18 protein-coding genes are annotated in these 17,029 nt (G+C 64.3%); 3 read left to right on the top strand and 15 right to left on the bottom strand.

The genetic code is table 11. The features are described from left to right. Positions 1–69 precede the first annotated feature (69 nt). Positions 70–843 carry a ferredoxin--NADP reductase gene (locus tag FNL56_RS25575; RefSeq protein WP_143582449.1) on the bottom strand — a complete coding sequence of 258 codons (774 nt, stop codon included), beginning with the start codon at positions 841–843 and terminating at the stop codon, positions 70–72. Between the two features lie 347 nt (positions 844–1,190). Between FNL56_RS25575 and FNL56_RS25580 the strand changes: the two genes are divergently transcribed. From FNL56_RS25580 to FNL56_RS25590, 3 genes are all read left to right on the top strand, one after another. Then, positions 1,191–2,198 carry an ATP-grasp domain-containing protein gene (locus FNL56_RS25580; protein WP_143582450.1) on the top strand — a complete coding sequence of 336 codons (1,008 nt, stop codon included), beginning with the start codon at positions 1,191–1,193 and terminating at the stop codon, positions 2,196–2,198. Further along, a complete protein-coding gene (locus FNL56_RS25585; protein WP_143578405.1) occupies positions 2,191–3,501 on the top strand; it encodes a bifunctional folylpolyglutamate synthase/dihydrofolate synthase in 1,311 nt (436 codons plus the stop codon). Before FNL56_RS25580 ends, FNL56_RS25585 begins: the two co-directional genes overlap by 8 nt. 237 nt (positions 3,502–3,738) lie before the next feature. After that, the gene (locus tag FNL56_RS25590) at positions 3,739–4,737 is read left to right on the top strand and encodes an NADP-dependent oxidoreductase (RefSeq protein WP_143575636.1); all 999 of its coding nucleotides are present in this window, start codon (positions 3,739–3,741) and stop codon (positions 4,735–4,737) included. 62 nt (positions 4,738–4,799) lie between these two features. Here the strand turns inward: FNL56_RS25590 and FNL56_RS25595 are convergent, their stop codons facing one another. The 14 genes from FNL56_RS25595 to FNL56_RS25660 all read right to left on the bottom strand — a co-directional run bounded on the left by FNL56_RS25595 (position 4,800) and on the right by FNL56_RS25660 (position 17,029). Beyond that, positions 4,800–5,630, bottom strand: coding sequence for a LysR family transcriptional regulator (locus tag FNL56_RS25595; protein WP_143578406.1), 831 nt, complete (start codon positions 5,628–5,630; stop codon positions 4,800–4,802). Between the two features lie 373 nt (positions 5,631–6,003). Beyond that, positions 6,004–6,363, bottom strand: a complete 360-nt coding sequence (locus FNL56_RS25600) for a VanZ family protein (protein WP_143575638.1) — start codon at positions 6,361–6,363, stop codon at positions 6,004–6,006. A gap of 54 nt (positions 6,364–6,417) precedes the next feature. Next, positions 6,418–7,065 (bottom strand): flavin reductase family protein, encoded by a 648-nt coding sequence (locus FNL56_RS25605; RefSeq protein WP_143575639.1) that lies wholly within the window; start codon positions 7,063–7,065, stop codon positions 6,418–6,420. Positions 7,066–7,150: 85 nt separating this feature from the next. Further along, entirely contained in the window at positions 7,151–8,140 is a 990-nt protein-coding gene (locus FNL56_RS25610) for an amidohydrolase family protein (RefSeq protein WP_143575640.1), read from the bottom strand. 11 nt (positions 8,141–8,151) lie between these two features. Beyond that, positions 8,152–9,537: an amidase gene (locus tag FNL56_RS25615; protein ID WP_143575641.1), complete on the bottom strand. Its 1,386-nt coding sequence runs from the start codon at positions 9,535–9,537 to the stop codon at positions 8,152–8,154. Continuing rightward, the gene (locus tag FNL56_RS25620; RefSeq protein WP_143575642.1) at positions 9,537–9,731 is read right to left on the bottom strand and encodes a hypothetical protein; all 195 of its coding nucleotides are present in this window, start codon (positions 9,729–9,731) and stop codon (positions 9,537–9,539) included. The genes FNL56_RS25615 and FNL56_RS25620 overlap by 1 nt, the downstream gene beginning before the upstream one ends. A gap of 15 nt (positions 9,732–9,746) precedes the next feature. Next, positions 9,747–10,451 carry an ABC transporter ATP-binding protein gene (locus tag FNL56_RS25625; RefSeq protein WP_143575643.1) on the bottom strand — a complete coding sequence of 235 codons (705 nt, stop codon included), beginning with the start codon at positions 10,449–10,451 and terminating at the stop codon, positions 9,747–9,749. Continuing rightward, positions 10,444–11,199: an ABC transporter ATP-binding protein gene (locus FNL56_RS25630; RefSeq protein ID WP_143575644.1), complete on the bottom strand. Its 756-nt coding sequence runs from the start codon at positions 11,197–11,199 to the stop codon at positions 10,444–10,446. The genes FNL56_RS25625 and FNL56_RS25630 overlap by 8 nt, the downstream gene beginning before the upstream one ends. 230 nt (positions 11,200–11,429) lie before the next feature. After that, positions 11,430–12,710, bottom strand: a complete 1,281-nt coding sequence (locus tag FNL56_RS25635) for an ABC transporter substrate-binding protein (RefSeq protein WP_143578407.1) — start codon at positions 12,708–12,710, stop codon at positions 11,430–11,432. A 4-nt stretch (positions 12,711–12,714) separates the two neighbouring features. After that, positions 12,715–13,689, bottom strand: coding sequence for a branched-chain amino acid ABC transporter permease (locus tag FNL56_RS25640; protein WP_143575646.1), 975 nt, complete (start codon positions 13,687–13,689; stop codon positions 12,715–12,717). Then, positions 13,686–14,537, bottom strand: coding sequence for a branched-chain amino acid ABC transporter permease (locus tag FNL56_RS25645; protein WP_143575647.1), 852 nt, complete (start codon positions 14,535–14,537; stop codon positions 13,686–13,688). The genes FNL56_RS25640 and FNL56_RS25645 overlap by 4 nt, the downstream gene beginning before the upstream one ends. An 8-nt stretch (positions 14,538–14,545) precedes the next feature. Then, positions 14,546–15,424 (bottom strand): polysaccharide deacetylase family protein, encoded by an 879-nt coding sequence (locus FNL56_RS25650; RefSeq protein ID WP_143578408.1) that lies wholly within the window; start codon positions 15,422–15,424, stop codon positions 14,546–14,548. Between the two features lies 1 nt (position 15,425). Then, complete coding sequence (locus FNL56_RS25655) at positions 15,426–16,112, bottom strand: fumarylacetoacetate hydrolase family protein (RefSeq protein WP_143582580.1); 687 nt, start codon at positions 16,110–16,112, stop codon at positions 15,426–15,428. Positions 16,113–16,129: 17 nt separating this feature from the next. Next, entirely contained in the window at positions 16,130–17,029 is a 900-nt protein-coding gene (locus tag FNL56_RS25660) for a polysaccharide deacetylase family protein (RefSeq protein ID WP_246661479.1), read from the bottom strand.

Raw genomic sequence — 17,029 nt, forward strand, 5'->3', positions numbered from 1 at the left:
AACGCGCCTCGCCCCAAACGACAAAACCCGCGCCGGGGCGCGGGTTTCGGGATGCGATAGGTAGGCGGTTCAGCGCTCGACGAAAGCCTTCTCGATCACGAAATGGCCGGGCGTGCTGGTGCTGCCTTCGGTGAAGCCGCGGCTCTCGAACAGGTTCTTGAGGTCTTCCAGCATGTGCGGGCTGCCGCACATCATGACGCGGTCTTCCTCGATGTTCAGCGGCTTAAGGCCGATGTCATTGAACAGCCGCTCGGAGGTGATCAGGTCGGTGATGCGGCCGCGGTTGCGGAACGGCTCACGGGTCACCGTCGGGTAATAGATTAACTTGTCCTGCATCAGCTCGCCGAACAATTCGTCCTTCTGCAGCGTCTCGACCAGGCGTTCGCCATAGGCCAGTTCGGACACCTGGCGGCAGCCATGCACCAGCACGACGTGCTCGTATTTGTCGTAGATTTCCGGATCCTTGATCAGGCTGGCAAAAGGCGCGAGGCCGGTGCCGGTCGACAGCAGCAGCAGTCGCTTGCCGGGCAGCAGATTGTCGTTGATCAGCGTGCCGACCGCCTTGCGGCCGACCAGGATGGTGTCGCCTTCCTTGATCTTCTGCAGCCGCGAGGTCAGCGGGCCGTTCGGCACCTTGATGGAGAAGAACTCCAGCTCCGGCTCATGATTGGCGCTCGCCATGCTGTAGGCGCGCAGCAGCGGCTTGCCCTCGACTTCGAGGCCGATCATCACGAACTGGCCGTTCTGGAAGCGGAAGCCGGCATCGCGGGTGGCGGTGAAGGAGAAAAGCGTGTCCGTCCAGTGCTTGACGGAAAGAACTGTCGCGTGATGGAAGGCGCTCATGAGATCTGACTATCCGGTAAGGGCTTTGTAGAACAATTCTATCGTTCGGCTGGGTCGGGGCGCTGAGAAACCCTTGCAGCTATTGGCTATTTCGGGTTTCTCGCAGCTGCGAGTTGACAATTAGTCAAAGAACCCTTGCAGCGCAATTGCGGACTCAGCGAGGCGGGCGATTAATTTCAGAATCAGGCTAACGAGGCAAGGAAACCGCAGCATTGAGCCAGATCAGACGGATCCAGCGTCGCGTCCCGGACGGAAGCAAGCTGGGTCGCCCGACTGGCGAGGTGGCTGCGGATCCGGTACAATCGCACTATAATACCTTTTCGGGGACTACCCCAACGGTTTGATCGATGCATCCCCTTCAACGGCTTCGGGCGATCAAGCCCGCTTACTACCCGGACCAGTCAATCTATGCGGAATACGCATGCGACGTGCTGGGGCTGGATTTCAGCGAAATGGATGACGGAACCGGGTTGGCCTTCACCGTCGGCTCGCACGGCGGCAGCGTCGCGTTCGGCGCCGGGCGCGGCTCTTTCTTCCCGCAAAACAGCGCCACCGCGGCGACGCTGGCCAACGACAAATATCTGGCCGGCGTGGTGATGGCCCGCGCCGGCGTGGCGACCCTGGGCGGGCAGTATTTTTTCCTGCACGAGCGCTATAGCGCCCGCCGCCCGCCGGGCCACGAGCGCGCCGACGCGATCGCGCATCTGCACGATCTGGGTGGCACCGCCTTCCTCAAGCCGCTGGCAGGCTCGCGCGGCGATTTCGCCCAGCCCGTCGAAGGCGACGCCGCACTTCGCGCCTATCTCAATGAGGTCTCGCGCTATTATGATGCCGTTCTGATGCAGCCGGTCGTGGATGGCCGGGAATACCGCGTCTTCCTGCTCGACGGCGAGGTGCTGTACACGGTGCGGAAGATGCCGCCGGTGCTGGTCGGCGACGGCGTACGGACGATCGGCGAACTGCTCGGCAGCGATGCGGCGGCGCTGGCGCAGCGCGGTATTTCTTCCCTGCCCGGCGCGGTCGATGCCGCCCTGCTTGGCCGGATCTTGCCGGATGGCGCATCGTGGCGCATACCCGGACGCATGAATCGCAGCGCCGGTGGCAGCATGCACTTCGCCGATCCCGACCATGCCGAGGCGGCCTTCGAGGTTGCACGCCGTGCCGCCACGGCGCTCGGGCTGCGCGCCGCGGGGATCGACCTGTTCACGGACATCGCGGACGATCCCGCCGACATCCGCGTCATCGAGGTCAACGCCAATCCCTCGATCCGCTTTCTCGAGGACAGCGGCCGCGACGATCTGATCGTCAGGGTCTGGCGCCACACATTTGCATCGATCGGACTGCTCGATGTTTAACCTGCCGAAATATGGTGAGGGCATCTGCCTGTCGCGTCTCGCCGCCCTGCTCGACGCGCTGTCGATCGACCGTCATAGGCTGCAGCGCCATTCGGTCGTCGTCACCGGCTCGAACGGCAAGGGCAGCACCGCGGCCTTCGCCGCCTCGATAGGCCATGCCGCGGGCCTGCGCACCGGACTGTTCACCTCGCCGCATCTGTATCGCTTCAACGAACGCTTCCGCATCGACGGCGTCGAGATCGACGATGACGGGCTGGCCGAGCTGGCGCTGCGCGTCGCCACCGCCATCACGGACCTTGCGCGTGGCGGCCTGACCGAGGTGTTCGGCGCCTTCGAGGCGCAATTCGCGCTGGCCTGCCTGTATTTCCAGGAGGCGCAGTGCGACTTCATGGTGTTCGAGGCCGGCATCGGCGGCCGCTACGATCCGGTGCGGCTGGTCGGCGCGACCGTATGCTGTGTGACGTCCGTCGACTACGAACATGTGCAATTGCTCGGCAACACGCTGGAACTGATCGCCTCCGACAAGAGCGACGCCTGCGCGGCCGGCGGCATCATCATCTATGGCGAGAATTGCCGGCCGCTGAAGCGGTATCTCGCCGAGTACAACCGGCCGCGGGACGTCGCGGGTGTTTTTGTGCGCGACGATATCGCGATCGACAATGAGATGATGGCCGCCACCGGACAGCAGTTCGATCTGCAGCTATTCGGCCTTTCCTTCGACGGGCTCGGGATGAGCGTGCTTGGCGACTTCCAGTTCAACAATGCGGCGATCGCGGCGGCGCTGTTCCTGCAATGGTCGAAACGCGCCCGCCCCGACCTCGCGATCGAACCGGCCATCCGCCACGGCCTGCGCGACACCGACTGGCCGGGACGGCTCGAAGTGGTGCAGCAGGCACCGCTGATCGTGATCGATGTCGGCCACACGCCGGACGGCGTATCGCAGGCGCTGCAAAGCCTGCGCGCCATCCATGGGGAGCGCGACTGGCTCTTGGTGCTCGGCGTATCCGGCGACAAGAGCATCGACGACATCGCCCGACATCTCGCGCCGTCGTTCGAGGCGATCGTCTGCACCCGCGCGCATCACAAGGGCGCCGATGCCCGCGTCGTCGGCGCCGCCGCGCGCAAGGCCAATGCGAAGGCGAAGATCCACATCGCCAACGCCATCGAGGACGCGGTGCGCATCAGCCGGCAACTGGCGCGCGACAACCAGCAGAAGATCTATGTCGCCGGCGGCCTGTTCGTCGCGATCGAATACGCCACCGTGCTGCGCGGCGGGGACGCGAAAGAGCTGCAGTTCTTTTAGTTTTGCGCAGGCCTCTCCCTCGTCATTGCGAGGAGCGAAGCGAAGCGACGCGGCAATCCAGAAAGCCACGAGCTTTGCAAGGACTGGATTGCTTCGTCGCAAGGGCTCCTCGCAATGACGGTTGAGAAGACAGAGCGTCGCTCGCGGCCCACGAACAACAGCAAACACCAAATACCCATTGTGGCGCACCTTGCCGCCGCATAGCGTGCCCGCAACAGAAATATCCGTGAGACGTCCATGACTGACATCAATCGCCAGGTCCTGCTGGTGGAGAAGCCGAGCGGCAAGCTCGGTTCCGAACATTTCAAACTATCGCAGGGCGGAATTCCCGAACCGAAGGACGGCGAGGCCTTGCTGCGGGTGCGCTACATCTCGCTCGACGCCGCCAACCGCGCCTGGATGCATGGCGCGACCTACCGCGCGGCGGTCGAGACCAACACGGTGATGGCCGGCGGCGGCATCGCCGAGGTGATCGCCTCAAAATCGCCGGCGCTGAAGCCGGGCGACATCGTGTTCGGCGACACCGGCTGGCAGGACTACGCCGCGGTGCCGGCCAAGCAGCTCAGCAAGATGCCGAAGCTGGAGCCGATGACGCATCTGCTCAGCATCTATGGCATCGCCGGCCTCACCGCCTATTTCGGCCTGCTGGACGTAGGCCGACCGAAGGCCGGCGAGACTGTCGTGGTGTCGGCCGCGGCCGGATCGGTCGGCTCGATCGTCGGGCAGATTGCCAAACTCAAAGGCTGCCGCGTGGTCGGCATCGCCGGTGGCAAGGCCAAGTGCGACTGGCTGACCGGCGAGCTCGGCTTCGATGCCGCGGTCGACTACAAGAACGGCGCGGTGTTCAAGGCGCTCAAGGCCGCAGCGCCCGGCGGCATCGACGTGTATTTCGACAATGTCGGCGGCGATATTCTCGAGGCCTGTATCGCGCAGATGAACCTGCGCGGCCGGATTGCCTGCTGCGGCGCGATCTCGCAATATGACGGCGCGCCGGCGGCAACCGGCCCGCGCGGCGTCCCCGGCCTGATCGTGGTGAAGCGGCTGACCATGCAGGGCTTCATCGTGATGGATTACATGGCGCAGCGCGACGCCGCGCTGAAGGATCTGCAGGAATGGGTCGCATCGGGCCAGATCAAGGTGCAGGAAGACGTCATCGACGGGCTGGAGAATACGCCGGCCGCGCTGATCGGATTGCTGGCCGGCGAGAACCGCGGCAAGCGAATGGTGAGGCTGTGAGGTCGGAGCGATCTCGCGCCTCAAGCGCGTCGCGCTAGATTTCGAACAGTTTTTCCTTCAGCCTATCGATCAGCTCGCCGTTCCTGCAGCGGAAGCCGGAGCGTGCGCAGAGAAAGACCTTCGGCGTTCTGCGGAAGATAGTACTCATGGGCCGCCATCAGCGGCTCGGGGACCAGCCGCTTCGGCAACAGCGTCAGGCCGAGGCCCGCCTTCGCCGCGTCGATGCGGGCATGATAGTCCGGACTTGAAAACGCAATCCGGTAAACCATTCCCTTGCGCTCCAGCGCCTGGATCATCAGGTCATGCATGATCTGGCCGGGCCAGGTCAGGATCGGCACCGGCGCCCCCGGGCTCAGCGTGAAATCTCGCGACCGCACCCAGGTCACCTCATCGTCGCGCTGCGCCACCAGATCGATCCCCGCCGCCGCCGGCATCTCGACCAGACCCAGAAAGATACCGACATCGATGAAGCCGTCGAGCAGGCCCTTGGCGATCTCGGCGGAATTGTCCGAATAGATGCAGATATTGGCCATATCGGCCGGGCTCATCATCTGCAGCATGCGTTGCGAGTAGACGTTGCTCATGCCGAGGCGGATCGAACTCTCGTCCGACGTCGCGCCGCGCAACAGCAGAAGCTGGTCATTGGCCTCGAGGATCTTGCGCGCCTGCGTCAGCACCAGCTTGCCGAGCTCGGTGGTGGCCGAGCCATTGGCGGATTTATGGAAGATGCTGCCGCCGACCACATGCTCGATGCGCTTGATCTGCGAGCTGATCGCCGGCTGGCTCAAGCCCAGCAGCTTGGCTGCCTTGGTGATGCTTCCCGCTTCGGAAATACCGACCACGGAACGCATGATTTCAGTCGGGATACTCAGGTGCTGATAGCGCCGGTGCATGACGTCTCCCTAACGATCGACGCCGTTGCCGCGCACCGGGATTGCCCGCGACGCAAACGCCATCCAAACTCACACGCCCGCGACAGCCGCCGGAGCCTATCCGTTTCCGGTTTGACCGAAACGTACTATCCAACAAACCCGACCTCGCTGATTGTATCGGTGTCTTTTTACACATCGCAACCAAATCATTCAGATCCTCGCCAATCATGCAGGCGCCGGATGTTTTAGGTAGTTGGATCGGATAGGCTGGTGCGACCTTACCCGGACCACAGCGGACAGCATCGCACGCACCGCCGAAGGTCGCGGCTGTTTGCCAAGGCTGACGAAACGGCGAGGCCTGATTCGCGGGACTGATCACGGCGGCGACGCGCGGTCAGCGCTTCCGTGCGACAGGGGCGAACGCCGCATGGGCGCGGGTGCACAGCCAGGCGATACCCACGCCAGTGATCGCACCGAGGATTTTGACGACGGCATCCGACAGCCGGCCATGTCGATCGGGCGTCAGATGCTGAAGCGCTTCCAACAGCAACGCGGCGGCGGCCATCAGGGACAACACCCGCCACAGGCGGTCCGGGTAGGCCAGGCCGAACAGCAATCCGACGACGGCAAACGCCCCGGCGCGCTCGAGGCTGACCGCCTCAAAATGCGGACGCCAGCCGATCGGCGACAGCGTCACGAAGACGATGCTGGCCAGGACGGCCCAGGCAATGGCGGTGAAGATCTTGCGGGACATGATGCGAGCATTAACCGATTTCGGCGTCGTTGATCATGAACTCGCGGTAAAAGGTTAATCGTCGGCAGCAACCGGCCGGTTCTGCCAGCTTTCGAAAGTGTCCGGCTTGATCTCGAAGCGGTCATGCAGACGCGCATAGGTCGTCCCGGCCATGCGGGCGACCGGCCAATATTGCGCATAGTCGGTCCGCAGCGTCACGGGATCGACCACGCCGTCCCGGACCTGGATGCCCAGCACCTCGCCGACCAGCAGGTCGCGCTCGGCGCCGAAATTCATCAGTGTCACCTTGCGGCATTCCAGCGCCGCCGGCGCGGCGGCGAGATGCGGCACCGGGACGTGGACCCCGGCCGCCATCGGCAGCCGCAGCGCTTCCGGCTCGCCGATATCCGACGGAAAGCCAATCGAACAATCCACCATGTCCTTGGCCAGCGCCTCGTCCACCATATTGATGACGAACAGACCGTTGGCGCGGACATTGCGCGTGGTGTCCTTGATCGACAGGTCGGGCTTGACCTGCAGGCCGACTACCACCAGCGGCGGATTTTCCGAGAACACGTTGAAGAACGAGAACGGCGCGGCGTTGACGACGCCATCCGCGGAGATGGTCGTGATCAGCGCGATCGGGCGCGGCACCACCAGCCCGCACAGGAGCTTGTAGCGTTGCGGCGCGCTCAAGGTGGCGAAGTTAAAGCTGATCGTCATTCCGGCTCCCGTGGCTGTCGTGCTGTCCGGCGCCGATCATGCCCCGGATTCACGTCACCGTCGCGAGGGCCTGCCGCCGGGGCGGCTATGCAATTCCGAACAGCCGGCTGGCGGTGCCGAACAGCACCTTCTCCTTGTCCGCCTCCGACAGCTTGGTCGCGCGCACGGTGCCGACCGGATCGGGATCGCCCATGTCGAACGGATAGTCCGAGCCCATCATCACGCGATCGGCGCCGGCGATGCCGACCAGTTGCTCGACCAGCTCCGGCGAGAACACGCAGGTATCGAACCACATCCGCTTCAGATAGGTCGAGGGCGCGTCCGCCGTGAGGCGGCGCACTTCGGGGCGCACCTTCCAGGCATGGTCCATGCGGCCGGCATAGAACGGCAGGAAGCCGCCGCCATGCGCGATCACCAGGGCCAGATCCGGATGGCGATCGAGCACGCCGCCCATGATGAAATGCGAGATCGCGATCGCTTCTTCGATCGGCTGGCCGAGGCTGTTGACCATGAAGAAATCGCCGAGCCGCTGGCCCTGCGAGAAGCCGAGCGGATGCACGAACAACGGCACCTTGAGCTCGGCCAAGCGGGCATAGAGCGGATCGAAGGCGGCATCCGACAGTTCCAGGTTCTCGACGCGGGTGTCGATCTGGAAACCGCGCAGGCCGAGCGTCTCGACCGCGTAAACGGCCTCTTCAATGGCGCGCGTCGGAAACCGCATCGGCAGCGTGCCCATACCTGCGAAATGCGCGGGGTCCTGCGCCACCAGCGCGGCGATATCCTCGTTCTGCACGCGCGACAGCGCGACCAGCAATTCCTCGTCGGCCCAGTAGTGCTGCTGCGCCGGTGCCGGGATGATGATCTGGATGTCCACGCCCATGCTTTGCATCGCGGCGCGACGGGCGCTGATGTCGAGCATCTTGCCCGGCAGTATCTTGTTCTGCTCGGCGTCGGTGACGCGGCTCTGCATCGACATGTCGCGGCGATACGGATTGCTCATCGGGTCGTATTTGCCGGAGACCAGCGGTTCGACGCGGGTGCTCAGGGCATGGGAGTGCATATCGATGATGGGCATATTGACTCTACTCAGTTCAGTTCGGCGGCGTCGGGCACGCGCTGGTGCCAGTCGGTGACGCCTTGATAGGCATGGATGGTGCGCAGGATGGTGGCCTCGGCATAGGGTCGTCCGACCAGCTGAAACGCAACCGGCAGGCCTTCGCAGTCGAAGCCGCAGGGCACGGAGGCGGCCGGCAGGCCGAGATAGTTGATGCCGCGGGTGCAATGGGTGAGCTGGCCGATCACCCGCGCCACGTCAGCGGGATCGCCTTCGGTGGTGGCAGCGATGGTCGGCACCGGGATCGAGATCGCCGGCAGCAGCGCCAGATCGGCGCGGCCTATGCACGACGCGATCCAACCTTGCGTGATCTGCGCGCGCAGCGATAGCGCCTCGACGTAGCGCGTCGCCGGATAGAACAGGCCGGGCTCGATCCGCGAGCGCACCTGATCGGAATAATCCTGCGGCCTTTCGATCAGCCAGCGGCGATGGATCGTTGCGGCCTCGACACTCATCATCAGATGCATCAGCGCGTTGACGACAGCCATGTCCGGCGGGGCAGTCTCGATCGTGGTCACGCCGAGCCGGCGCATCGCGACGACGGCCTGCTCCAGCCGCACGGCGATCGCCGGCTGCAGCAGTTCGCGGTAATAGCCGCCGGGGATCGCGATGGTCATGCCGCTGACGCCGTCGCCGAGCGCAGATTCGTAGTCGCCGGCGGTGATGACCGACAGCAGCCGCGCCGCATCGCGCGCGTTGCGAGCCAGCGGGCCGGTGCAGTCCAGCGACGCCGACAGCGGCATCACGCCGTCGGTCGGCACCAAGCCCCAGGTCGGCTTCAGGCCGACCAGCCCGCACATCGCGCCCGGATGCCGCAAGGACCCGCCGGTGTCGGTGCCGAGCGAACCGGCGACCAGGCGCGCCGCCACCGCGACGCCGGAGCCGGACGACGAGCCGCCCGGCACATGCGCCGGATTCCACGGATTGAGCGCGTGGCCGTTGTGTTCATTGTAGCCGGTCGGACTCAGCGCAAATTCGGCGAGCTGTAGCCGGCCGAGATCGAGCGCGCCGGCGGCATCGAGCCGGTCGATCACGGTCGCCGTTGTATCGGCGCGGAAATCGGTGCGGATTTTTGAGCCGCCGGCCGACAGATCGCCGGCGCGATAAAACAGGTCCTTGTGCGCGAGCGGCACGCCGTGCAGCGGCGGAAGCGTGGCGCCGCTGGCGCGCTTGCGGTCGGCGGCATCGGCGGCTTCCAGCGCGCGGGTGGCGTCGAGCCGCACCACGGCGTTGAGCTTGCGGCCGACCGTGTCGAGCCGGTCGAGCGTCAGCGTGGTGGCCGCAACAGACGTAATCTCGCCGGCGGCGATGGCGTCGGCGAGCGTGCAGAGGTCGAGGGAGGCAATAGAAGACGTCATCAGGTTTTATCCGCCGCGGCCAGCCAGGCGACAAAGCCGTAAGGCGAGGAATCGAAAGGCAGCGCGGCGATCGCCGCTGCTGCGATCCGGCTGTTGGTGTCCGCCACCAGCGGCTGCGCGCGGCCGACGCGGGTCGCCGCGTCAGCGGCGTCGTTCATGTCGGCCGCGATGCCGCGCAACAGATCTTCGTTCATGGCTTTACTCACTACTCACTGCACTCCGAGTCGCTGGAACAGCACATCGGTCTGCTGGCTCATTTCCTTGGCGTCGCCCTGATGCACGATCTGCCCGGTTTCCATGATGTAGACGCGATCGGCAACGGCCAGCGCGCTGTACAGGTTCTGTTCGACCAGGAGGATCGAAAGGCCCTCTTTCTTGAGATCGAGGATGATGCTTTCAAGATGCTGCACCATCACCGGCGCGAGACCTTCGGAGGGCTCGTCCATCAGGATCAGTTGCGGATCGATCATCAGCGCGCGGCCAACGGCCAGCATGCCGCGCTCGCCGCCGGACAACTGCCCGCCGCGGTGATGGCGGCGCTCCTTGAGCCGCGGGAAAATCCCGAACACGCGGTCGACGGTCCAGCCGTCCTTGGCGCGCGGGCTTTTCAGCATGGTGAGATGTTCGGTCACGGTCAGCGACGGAAACAGCCTGCGGCCCTGCGGCACGATGGCGATCTTGCGGTTGGCGATATCATGCGGCTTCATGCCGACGAGATTCTCGCCGCGCCAGGCCACCGTGCCGGCGCGAATTTGCGGCGGCACCAGCCCCATGATCGAGCGGATCAGCGTGGTCTTGCCCATGCCGTTGCGGCCAAGCAGCGCCACGATCTCGCCGGGCGCGACGTCGAGCGACACGCCACGGACGACCACCGCCTCGCCGTAGCCGCTGTGTAGATCCCTGACCTCAAGCATGACGCGGCTTTCCGAGATAGACTTCTTGGACCTGGGCGTTGTGGCGGATGCCTTCCGGCGGCTCTTCCACCAATACGCGGCCCTCGAACATGCAGGTGACGTAATCGACCAGGCCGAGCGCCAGGTCCATGTCGTGCTCGATCAGCACCACGGTGATGTCGCGGCTAAGCGAGCGGATCACCTCGGCGATCATCGACCGCTCCGACGGCGAGAGACCTGCCGCCGGCTCGTCGAGCAGCAGCAAGGTCGGCGTCGTCACCAGCGCGATCGCGATTTCGAGCTGGCGCTGCTCGCCATAGGACATTTCCTTGACGATGACGTCGGCGCGCTCGCCGATCAGTGCGGCCGTCAACGCCACCGCGATCCGCGAGGCTTCGGTGTCGTCGGTATCCGGCGCGCCGAACAGCGAGAATTTTCGAGGGCTCAGGCCACGCAACGCGAGCACCATGTTGTCGCGCACCGTAAGCGTCGGAAACAGATTGGTGATCTGGAACGTGCGGGAGATGCCGAGCTGCGCGCGGCGGTGCGGCGGCAGTTTCGTGACGTCGTGGCCGTCGAACAGGATCTTGCCGGAGGTCGGCGGCACCGCGCCCGCGATGGCGTTGAACAGCGTCGTCTTGCCGGCGCCGTTCGGCCCAATAATGGCACGACGCTGCCCGCGCGGCACGCTCAGGCTGACGCCATCGACCGCTCTCAGAGCATCGAAGGCCACCACGACATCAGTCAGCGTCAGGATCGGTTCGGACACGAGGTTTCCAGTAGGGTTAGATCAGAACAGGATCGATATGCGAAGTCACGGTTGAATTAACGAAGCACCGGCCGTGCGCCCCCTCTCCCCGTTGGGGAGAGGGCTGGGGTGAGGGGGCACCGGCCCATCGACGGCGCCCTGCCCCTCACCCGCCCGGCTTCGCCGGTCGACCTCTCCCCAACGGGGAGAGGTGATCGAGTGTCGCCGCTTCTATGATTGCGCTATAATCATCAGGTCTTCTTGATGCCCTGGAAGGTGCGCGAATAGGGCGGCTGCTTCAGATAGGTTTCCGGATCGTACTTCCAGAACTGGCCGACTTCCGGATAGCTGGTGATCGGCACGTTCCAGAACTTGCCGTCGGCGCGCTTGACGACCTTTCGGATCGAGACGTCGTAAACTGGGTTGCCGTAGGCGTCGAACTTCACGGCCTTGCCGAGCGGCGAGCCGTCGAGTTCGGTCTTGAGCACGGTGTCGATGAAGGCCTCGCGGTCCTCGACCTTGCCGCCCATCTTCTTCAGCGCGGCATCGATCCACATCATGCCGGAATACATCGAGAAGCCGTACAGCGACGGGATCTTGCCGAACTTGGCCTCGTAATCCTTGGCGAACTTTGCCGTGGTCGGCACGTCGGAACCCTCGGCGAAATGCGCCGCCGAAATGATGCCTTCGGCCTCGTCGCCAATGGTGCGGATCACCGACTGGTCGGTGCCGTTCATCGCCATCAGCAAGGGCGTCTTGGCCTTGAGGCCGAACGAGGCATATTGCTGGATGAAGCGGGTGGAGTCCGCGCCGGTCTCCATCGCGAAGATCGCATCGACCTTGAGTTCCGCCAGCTGGCCGAGATAGGGGCTGAAATCCGCGGTGTTGAGCGGGTGCCAGAACTGCTGCACGATCGTGCCGCCGCCTTCGGTGAACACCTGGGCCAGACCGCCGCACTGCTCGTGGCCGAAGGTATAATCCTGGCTCACCGTGGCGATGCGCTTGTAACCCTGCTTCAGGCACCAGTCGGCGAACGGATGGGTAAAGGCGCTCGCGGTGTAGCCGGCGACGCGGATCACGTTCGTGATGCGGGCCCGCTGGGTCAGATCATCAGCGGCGATGATCGGAATGAAATACGGCGTGCCGGTGCCCTTGACGTAATTGGCCACCGCAAGGCCGGTGTTGGCCAGCAGGTTGCCGATCAGCATGTGGCAATTGCCCTGCTCGACCAGGCGGCGGGCCTTCTGCAGCGCGGTGTCAGGGTTCGAGGCGTCGTCTTCGATCACGAGTTCGACCTTGCGGCCGCCCATCTCGTTCTTGACCTGCTCGAGGTAGAACTGCACGCCCTCGACCATTTCCTTGCCGCCGGACGCCACGACGCCGGTCAGCGGCGCCAACAGGCCGATCTTGATCGGGCCGCTCTGCGCCGATGCGGCGCGCCAGGGAGATACGCCTGCGCCGAGGGCGGCGACGGCGGCGGTGCTCTTCAGAAATTGCCTGCGATCCATGTCGAGTTCCTTTCGGTGAAGCATTGGATTAACGTGACCGACGCGACAGCATGCCGCGCAGCTTGCCTACAATGCCCTCGGGGGCAAAGATCATGATCAGAACGAAGGTGATGCCGAGCACCATCTGCCAGCGTTCGGTATAGGCGCTGACGACGTTCTCCAGCGCGATGATCGCGGCCGCACCGACGAAGGCTCCGAACAGGGTGCCGACGCCGCCGGCGATCGCCATCAACACGCCTTCGACCGATTGCGCCAGCGCCACCGTGGAAGGGCTGACGAAATTGTTGAACATCGCATACAGCGCGCCGGCGATGCCCGCAAACACGCCGGACACCGTGAAGCCGATGAACAGATGCAGCGGCACGTTATAGCCGAGGCTGCGCATCCGGCTTTCGCTGTCGCGGATGCCGCGCAAGGTCAGGCCGAACGGCGAGCGCACGAAGCGCCACATCGCAAAGGACACGACGGCCGCGCCGAACAGCACCGCCCAGTAGAAGGCGCTGTGGCCGAGCAGGATCTGAGGCCGGACATCGGCGCGCATGCCGTTCTCGCCGCCGGTCACTTGAGTCCAGCGCAGGCAGACGCCCCACACGATCATGCCGAGCGCCAGCGTCAGCAGCAGGAAGTAGACGCCGGAGGTACGCACCGCGAGCAGCGCGAACACCGCGGCCACGCAGGTCGCGGCCAGCACGCCGAGCGCGAACGCCGCGGCCGGCGATAGGCCCATCTGTGCCGTGCAATACACCACGACATAGGTCGAGACGCCGAAGATCGCGCCATGGCCGAGCGAGGTGCGGCCGGCAAAGCCGGCGAGGATATCGATCGACATCGCCAGAATGCCGAAGATCAGGACCTCGGTGGCAAGGCCGACCTGGTAGTTCGACAACACCAGCGGCAGCAGCGCGGCGATCACGACTATGGCCGCGGCGATTGCGACGCTACGACTGGTCATCCCGGCGAGAACTGACGTCTTCTCATGCGTGGTTTTGGCGGGCTGTGTCATGTGGCACGTCCGAACAGGCCGAGCGGACGGAATGCGAGCAGCACCGCCATCGGGCCGAAGATCACAAAATAAGCGAGTTCCGGAAACATCACCTGGCCGAGCGTATTGAGCAAGCCAACCAGCAGCGAACCCACGGCCACGCCGACCAGGCTGCCGCGGCCGCCGATGATCACCACGGCGAGGCTGAAGGTGAGGATTTCCGCATCCGCCGACGGATAGAGCGACAGGAACGCCCCGCCCATCAACCCGCCGAGACCGGCCAGCGAAGCGCCGAACAGGAAGGTGAAGAGAAACACGCGCTGGATATTGACGCCGGAGGCTTCCACCATCTCACGGTCATCGACGCCGGCGCGGATCAGCGCGCCGAGCCTTGTGTGATTCAACAGCAGCCACAGCGACGCGAACACGAAGATGCCCATGCCGAGCACGAATAGCCGGTAGATCGGATAATAGGTGCCGAACACCTTGGTGCCGCCGCGCAGCAGTTGCGGAATCGGCACTGTGAAGCTGTCGCCGCCCCAGATCACCAGCGCGAGATCGTTGAGGAAGAAGGCGACGCCCAGCGTCAGCAGCACCTGGCGCAATTCATTGCCGCGCACGAAGCGCAGCAGGCCCTGGTCGAGCACGAAGCCGATCGCGGCAATCGCCGCCATCGCGCCGGCCCCGCCGAGCAGGAAGCTGCCGGTCTTGGTCGCCACCGAATAGCCGACATAGCCGCCGAACAGATAGAGCGCGCCGTGGGCGAGATTGACGATCCGCAACAGGCCGAAAATCAGCGTGAAGCCGCTTGCCACCACGAAGAGCAGCGCGGCGAAGGTCAGTCCGTTGAGGATCTGGAAAAAGCTCATATCTGTGCCTATGGAGCCTTCGGACCAACGGAGAGATACCAGTCGAGAATCTGTTCGCCGGTCATGAAGGCCACGTCCGTTTTCTGCTGGATGGTCTCGAAGATGCGGCGGAAGTGTTTCAGGCGATGCGGCGCACCCATGATGTAGGGATGCACAACCAGTGCCATGATGCGAGCCGAATCCGCCGAATCCTCGTAAATCTGCTCGAACTGGTCGATCGCCCGGTCGTAATACTCGGACGCCTTGTGGTGCTGGATCAGCATCATCGCGACGTCGTTGCATTCCTGCGTGTAGGGAATGTTCACGATCGGCGACGTCGTAGTCTTCAGCCACACCGGCTGGTCGTCGAGCACCCAGTCGCAGACGTACTCGTAGCCTTCCTGCTTCAGCAGGTCCGGCGTGTTCCAGCTCTCGGTGAGGCCGGGGCCGAGCCAGCCACGCGGACGCTTGCCGGTCGCGGCCTCGATCACGTCCGCGGTCTTGCGGATGTCGTCCTGCTCGTTCTCGACCTTCTGCATGTTGCGCTGGGTGAAGCCGTGGCCCATGAATTCCCAGTTGCGCTGCTTTGCGGCGTCCGCGATCTCCGGATAGGCTGATATCGCCGAGCCGTTGATCGCCAGCGCCGCGGGAATTTTATAGTCGTCGAATACCTTCAGCATCCGCCAGAAACCGACGCGGTTGCCGTATTCGTGCCAGGCCCAGTTCGGAATGTCGGGCATCGGCGAGCCGCCGGCGGGCGGCGTCAGAACGGTGCGCGGCATCGTCTGGTTGATGTCCCACTCCTCAACATTGACGATCACCCACACCGCCATCCGCTTGCCGTCCGGCAGCTTCAGCGGCGCGCGGGTCGCGATCGGTGAATAGGTGATGCGTTCGGTCGGCAGCATGTCAGGCTTCCCGCTCGGTGATGGTGATGGTCAGCGACGGCAGGCCCTCGATGCGGGCGTCAATGACGTCGCCGGGTACCACGGGGCCCACGCCGGCGGGCGTGCCGGTGTAGATCAGGTCGCCCGGATGCAGCGTCATCTGCTGCGACAGTTGCGCCACGATCTCCGGCACGCTCCAGATCATCTGGCCGATGTCGCCGCGCTGCTTCTCGACGCCGTTGACCAACAGAGTGATGGCGCAGCCCTTGAAATAGCGGCCATCGCGCGCCGGCGCGATCGGCCCGCACGGCGCGGAGGCGTCGAAGCTCTTGCCCATTTCCCACGGCCATTTGCGATCGCGCGATTCATACTGGCGGTCGCGGCGCGTCAGGTCGATGCCGACGGCATAGCCCCAGATGTGATCGAGCGCTTCGGCGACCGGGATGTTCTTGCCACTGCTCCCGATCGCGATCACCAGCTCGACCTCGAATTGCAGATCGTCGGTGAACGGCGGATAGGGCACGCGCGCGCCGTCATGCACGATCGCATCGCGCGGCTTCTGGAAGAAGAACGGCGGATCGCGCTCGTCGGCTTCGCCCATCTCGCGGATGTGGTCGAGATAATTGCGGCCGACGCAATAGACGCGCCGCACTGGGAACATGCCGCCGCCAAACACCGGAACTTCGGTGACCGGGATGGAAGACGGCATGCGGGGGAGAATGGCGTTCACTTGTTGTTGTCCATCTCTGCCTTCTGGCCATTGTACCAGTCGAGGATTTGCTCGCCGTTCCAGTGCACCACACCTTCGTGGCCGTTGAAATAGTCGTATAGTTCTTCGAGGTATTTGATGCGGAACGGCTGGCCGGAAATGTAGGGATGGATCGCCAGCGACACGATCTTCGGGCGGTCTTCACTTTCCTGATACAGCCGGTCGAACATGTCGATCGCCCGCTTCTTGAAGTGGTCGTTCTCGTGGTGCTGCACCATCATCATCGGGATGTCGTTGAGCTCCACCGTGTAGGGCAGCGTCACCAGCGGTCCCTTGGCGGTGTTGATGGTGGTCGGTTCGTCGTCATAGACCCAGTCGCCGATATATTTGACGCCGGCCTCGGCGAGATATTCCGGGGTGTCGAGCGTCTGCGTCAGGCCGGGTCCGAGCCAGCCGACCGGGCGCTTGCCGGTAAACTTCTCGATCACGTCCATCGAGCGCTTGATCATCGCCTGCTGGTCCGGCTCCTTATGGATCGGTCCCTGTTCATAGGCATGGCCCATGAATTCCCAGCCGGCGTCCTTGGCTTCTTGGGCTACGCGCGGATAGTCCTCGCAGACGCGGGCGTTGATCGACAATGTCGGCTTGATACCGTGCTTCTTGTAGAGATCGAAGAAGCGCCAGACGCCGACGCGCATGCCGTATTCGTGCCAGCTCCAGTTGGCGACGTCGGGCAACAGCACCGCGCCGGTCGGCGCCGGGATCACCTGCCGCGCCATCGGCTTGGAAATGTCCCAGACCTCGAGATTGACGATGCTCCAGATGATGATCTTGGCACCACCCGGCAGCTTCATCTTGGGGCGGTCGACGATCGCCGAGTAGTCGGAGCGCTCGCGCGGCTGCATGGGACCGGTCAT

This window comes from Tardiphaga sp. vice304 (genome assembly GCF_007018905.1).
Classification (GTDB): domain Bacteria; phylum Pseudomonadota; class Alphaproteobacteria; order Rhizobiales; family Xanthobacteraceae; genus Tardiphaga.

Bases quoted from the DNA above. Each gene is read 5' to 3' on its own strand.
- FNL56_RS25575 (WP_143582449.1), bottom strand. From the start codon at position 843: ATGAGCGCCTTCCATCACGCGACAGTTCTTTCCGTCAAGCACTGGACG.
- FNL56_RS25580 (WP_143582450.1), top strand. From the start codon at position 1,191: ATGCATCCCCTTCAACGGCTTCGGGCGATCAAGCCCGCTTACTACCCG.
- FNL56_RS25585 (WP_143578405.1), top strand. From the start codon at position 2,191: ATGTTTAACCTGCCGAAATATGGTGAGGGCATCTGCCTGTCGCGTCTC.
- FNL56_RS25590 (WP_143575636.1), top strand. From the start codon at position 3,739: ATGACTGACATCAATCGCCAGGTCCTGCTGGTGGAGAAGCCGAGCGGC.
- FNL56_RS25595 (WP_143578406.1), bottom strand. From the start codon at position 5,630: ATGCACCGGCGCTATCAGCACCTGAGTATCCCGACTGAAATCATGCGT.
- FNL56_RS25600 (WP_143575638.1), bottom strand. From the start codon at position 6,363: ATGTCCCGCAAGATCTTCACCGCCATTGCCTGGGCCGTCCTGGCCAGC.
- FNL56_RS25605 (WP_143575639.1), bottom strand. From the start codon at position 7,065: ATGACGATCAGCTTTAACTTCGCCACCTTGAGCGCGCCGCAACGCTAC.
- FNL56_RS25610 (WP_143575640.1), bottom strand. From the start codon at position 8,140: ATGCCCATCATCGATATGCACTCCCATGCCCTGAGCACCCGCGTCGAA.
- FNL56_RS25615 (WP_143575641.1), bottom strand. From the start codon at position 9,537: ATGACGTCTTCTATTGCCTCCCTCGACCTCTGCACGCTCGCCGACGCC.
- FNL56_RS25620 (WP_143575642.1), bottom strand. From the start codon at position 9,731: ATGAACGAAGATCTGTTGCGCGGCATCGCGGCCGACATGAACGACGCC.
- FNL56_RS25625 (WP_143575643.1), bottom strand. From the start codon at position 10,451: ATGCTTGAGGTCAGGGATCTACACAGCGGCTACGGCGAGGCGGTGGTC.
- FNL56_RS25635 (WP_143578407.1), bottom strand. From the start codon at position 12,710: ATGCTTCACCGAAAGGAACTCGACATGGATCGCAGGCAATTTCTGAAG.
- FNL56_RS25640 (WP_143575646.1), bottom strand. From the start codon at position 13,689: ATGACACAGCCCGCCAAAACCACGCATGAGAAGACGTCAGTTCTCGCC.
- FNL56_RS25645 (WP_143575647.1), bottom strand. From the start codon at position 14,537: ATGAGCTTTTTCCAGATCCTCAACGGACTGACCTTCGCCGCGCTGCTC.
- FNL56_RS25650 (WP_143578408.1), bottom strand. From the start codon at position 15,424: ATGCTGCCGACCGAACGCATCACCTATTCACCGATCGCGACCCGCGCG.
- FNL56_RS25655 (WP_143582580.1), bottom strand. From the start codon at position 16,112: ATGCCGTCTTCCATCCCGGTCACCGAAGTTCCGGTGTTTGGCGGCGGC.
- FNL56_RS25660 (WP_246661479.1), bottom strand. From the start codon at position 17,029: ATGACCGGTCCCATGCAGCCGCGCGAGCGCTCCGACTACTCGGCGATC.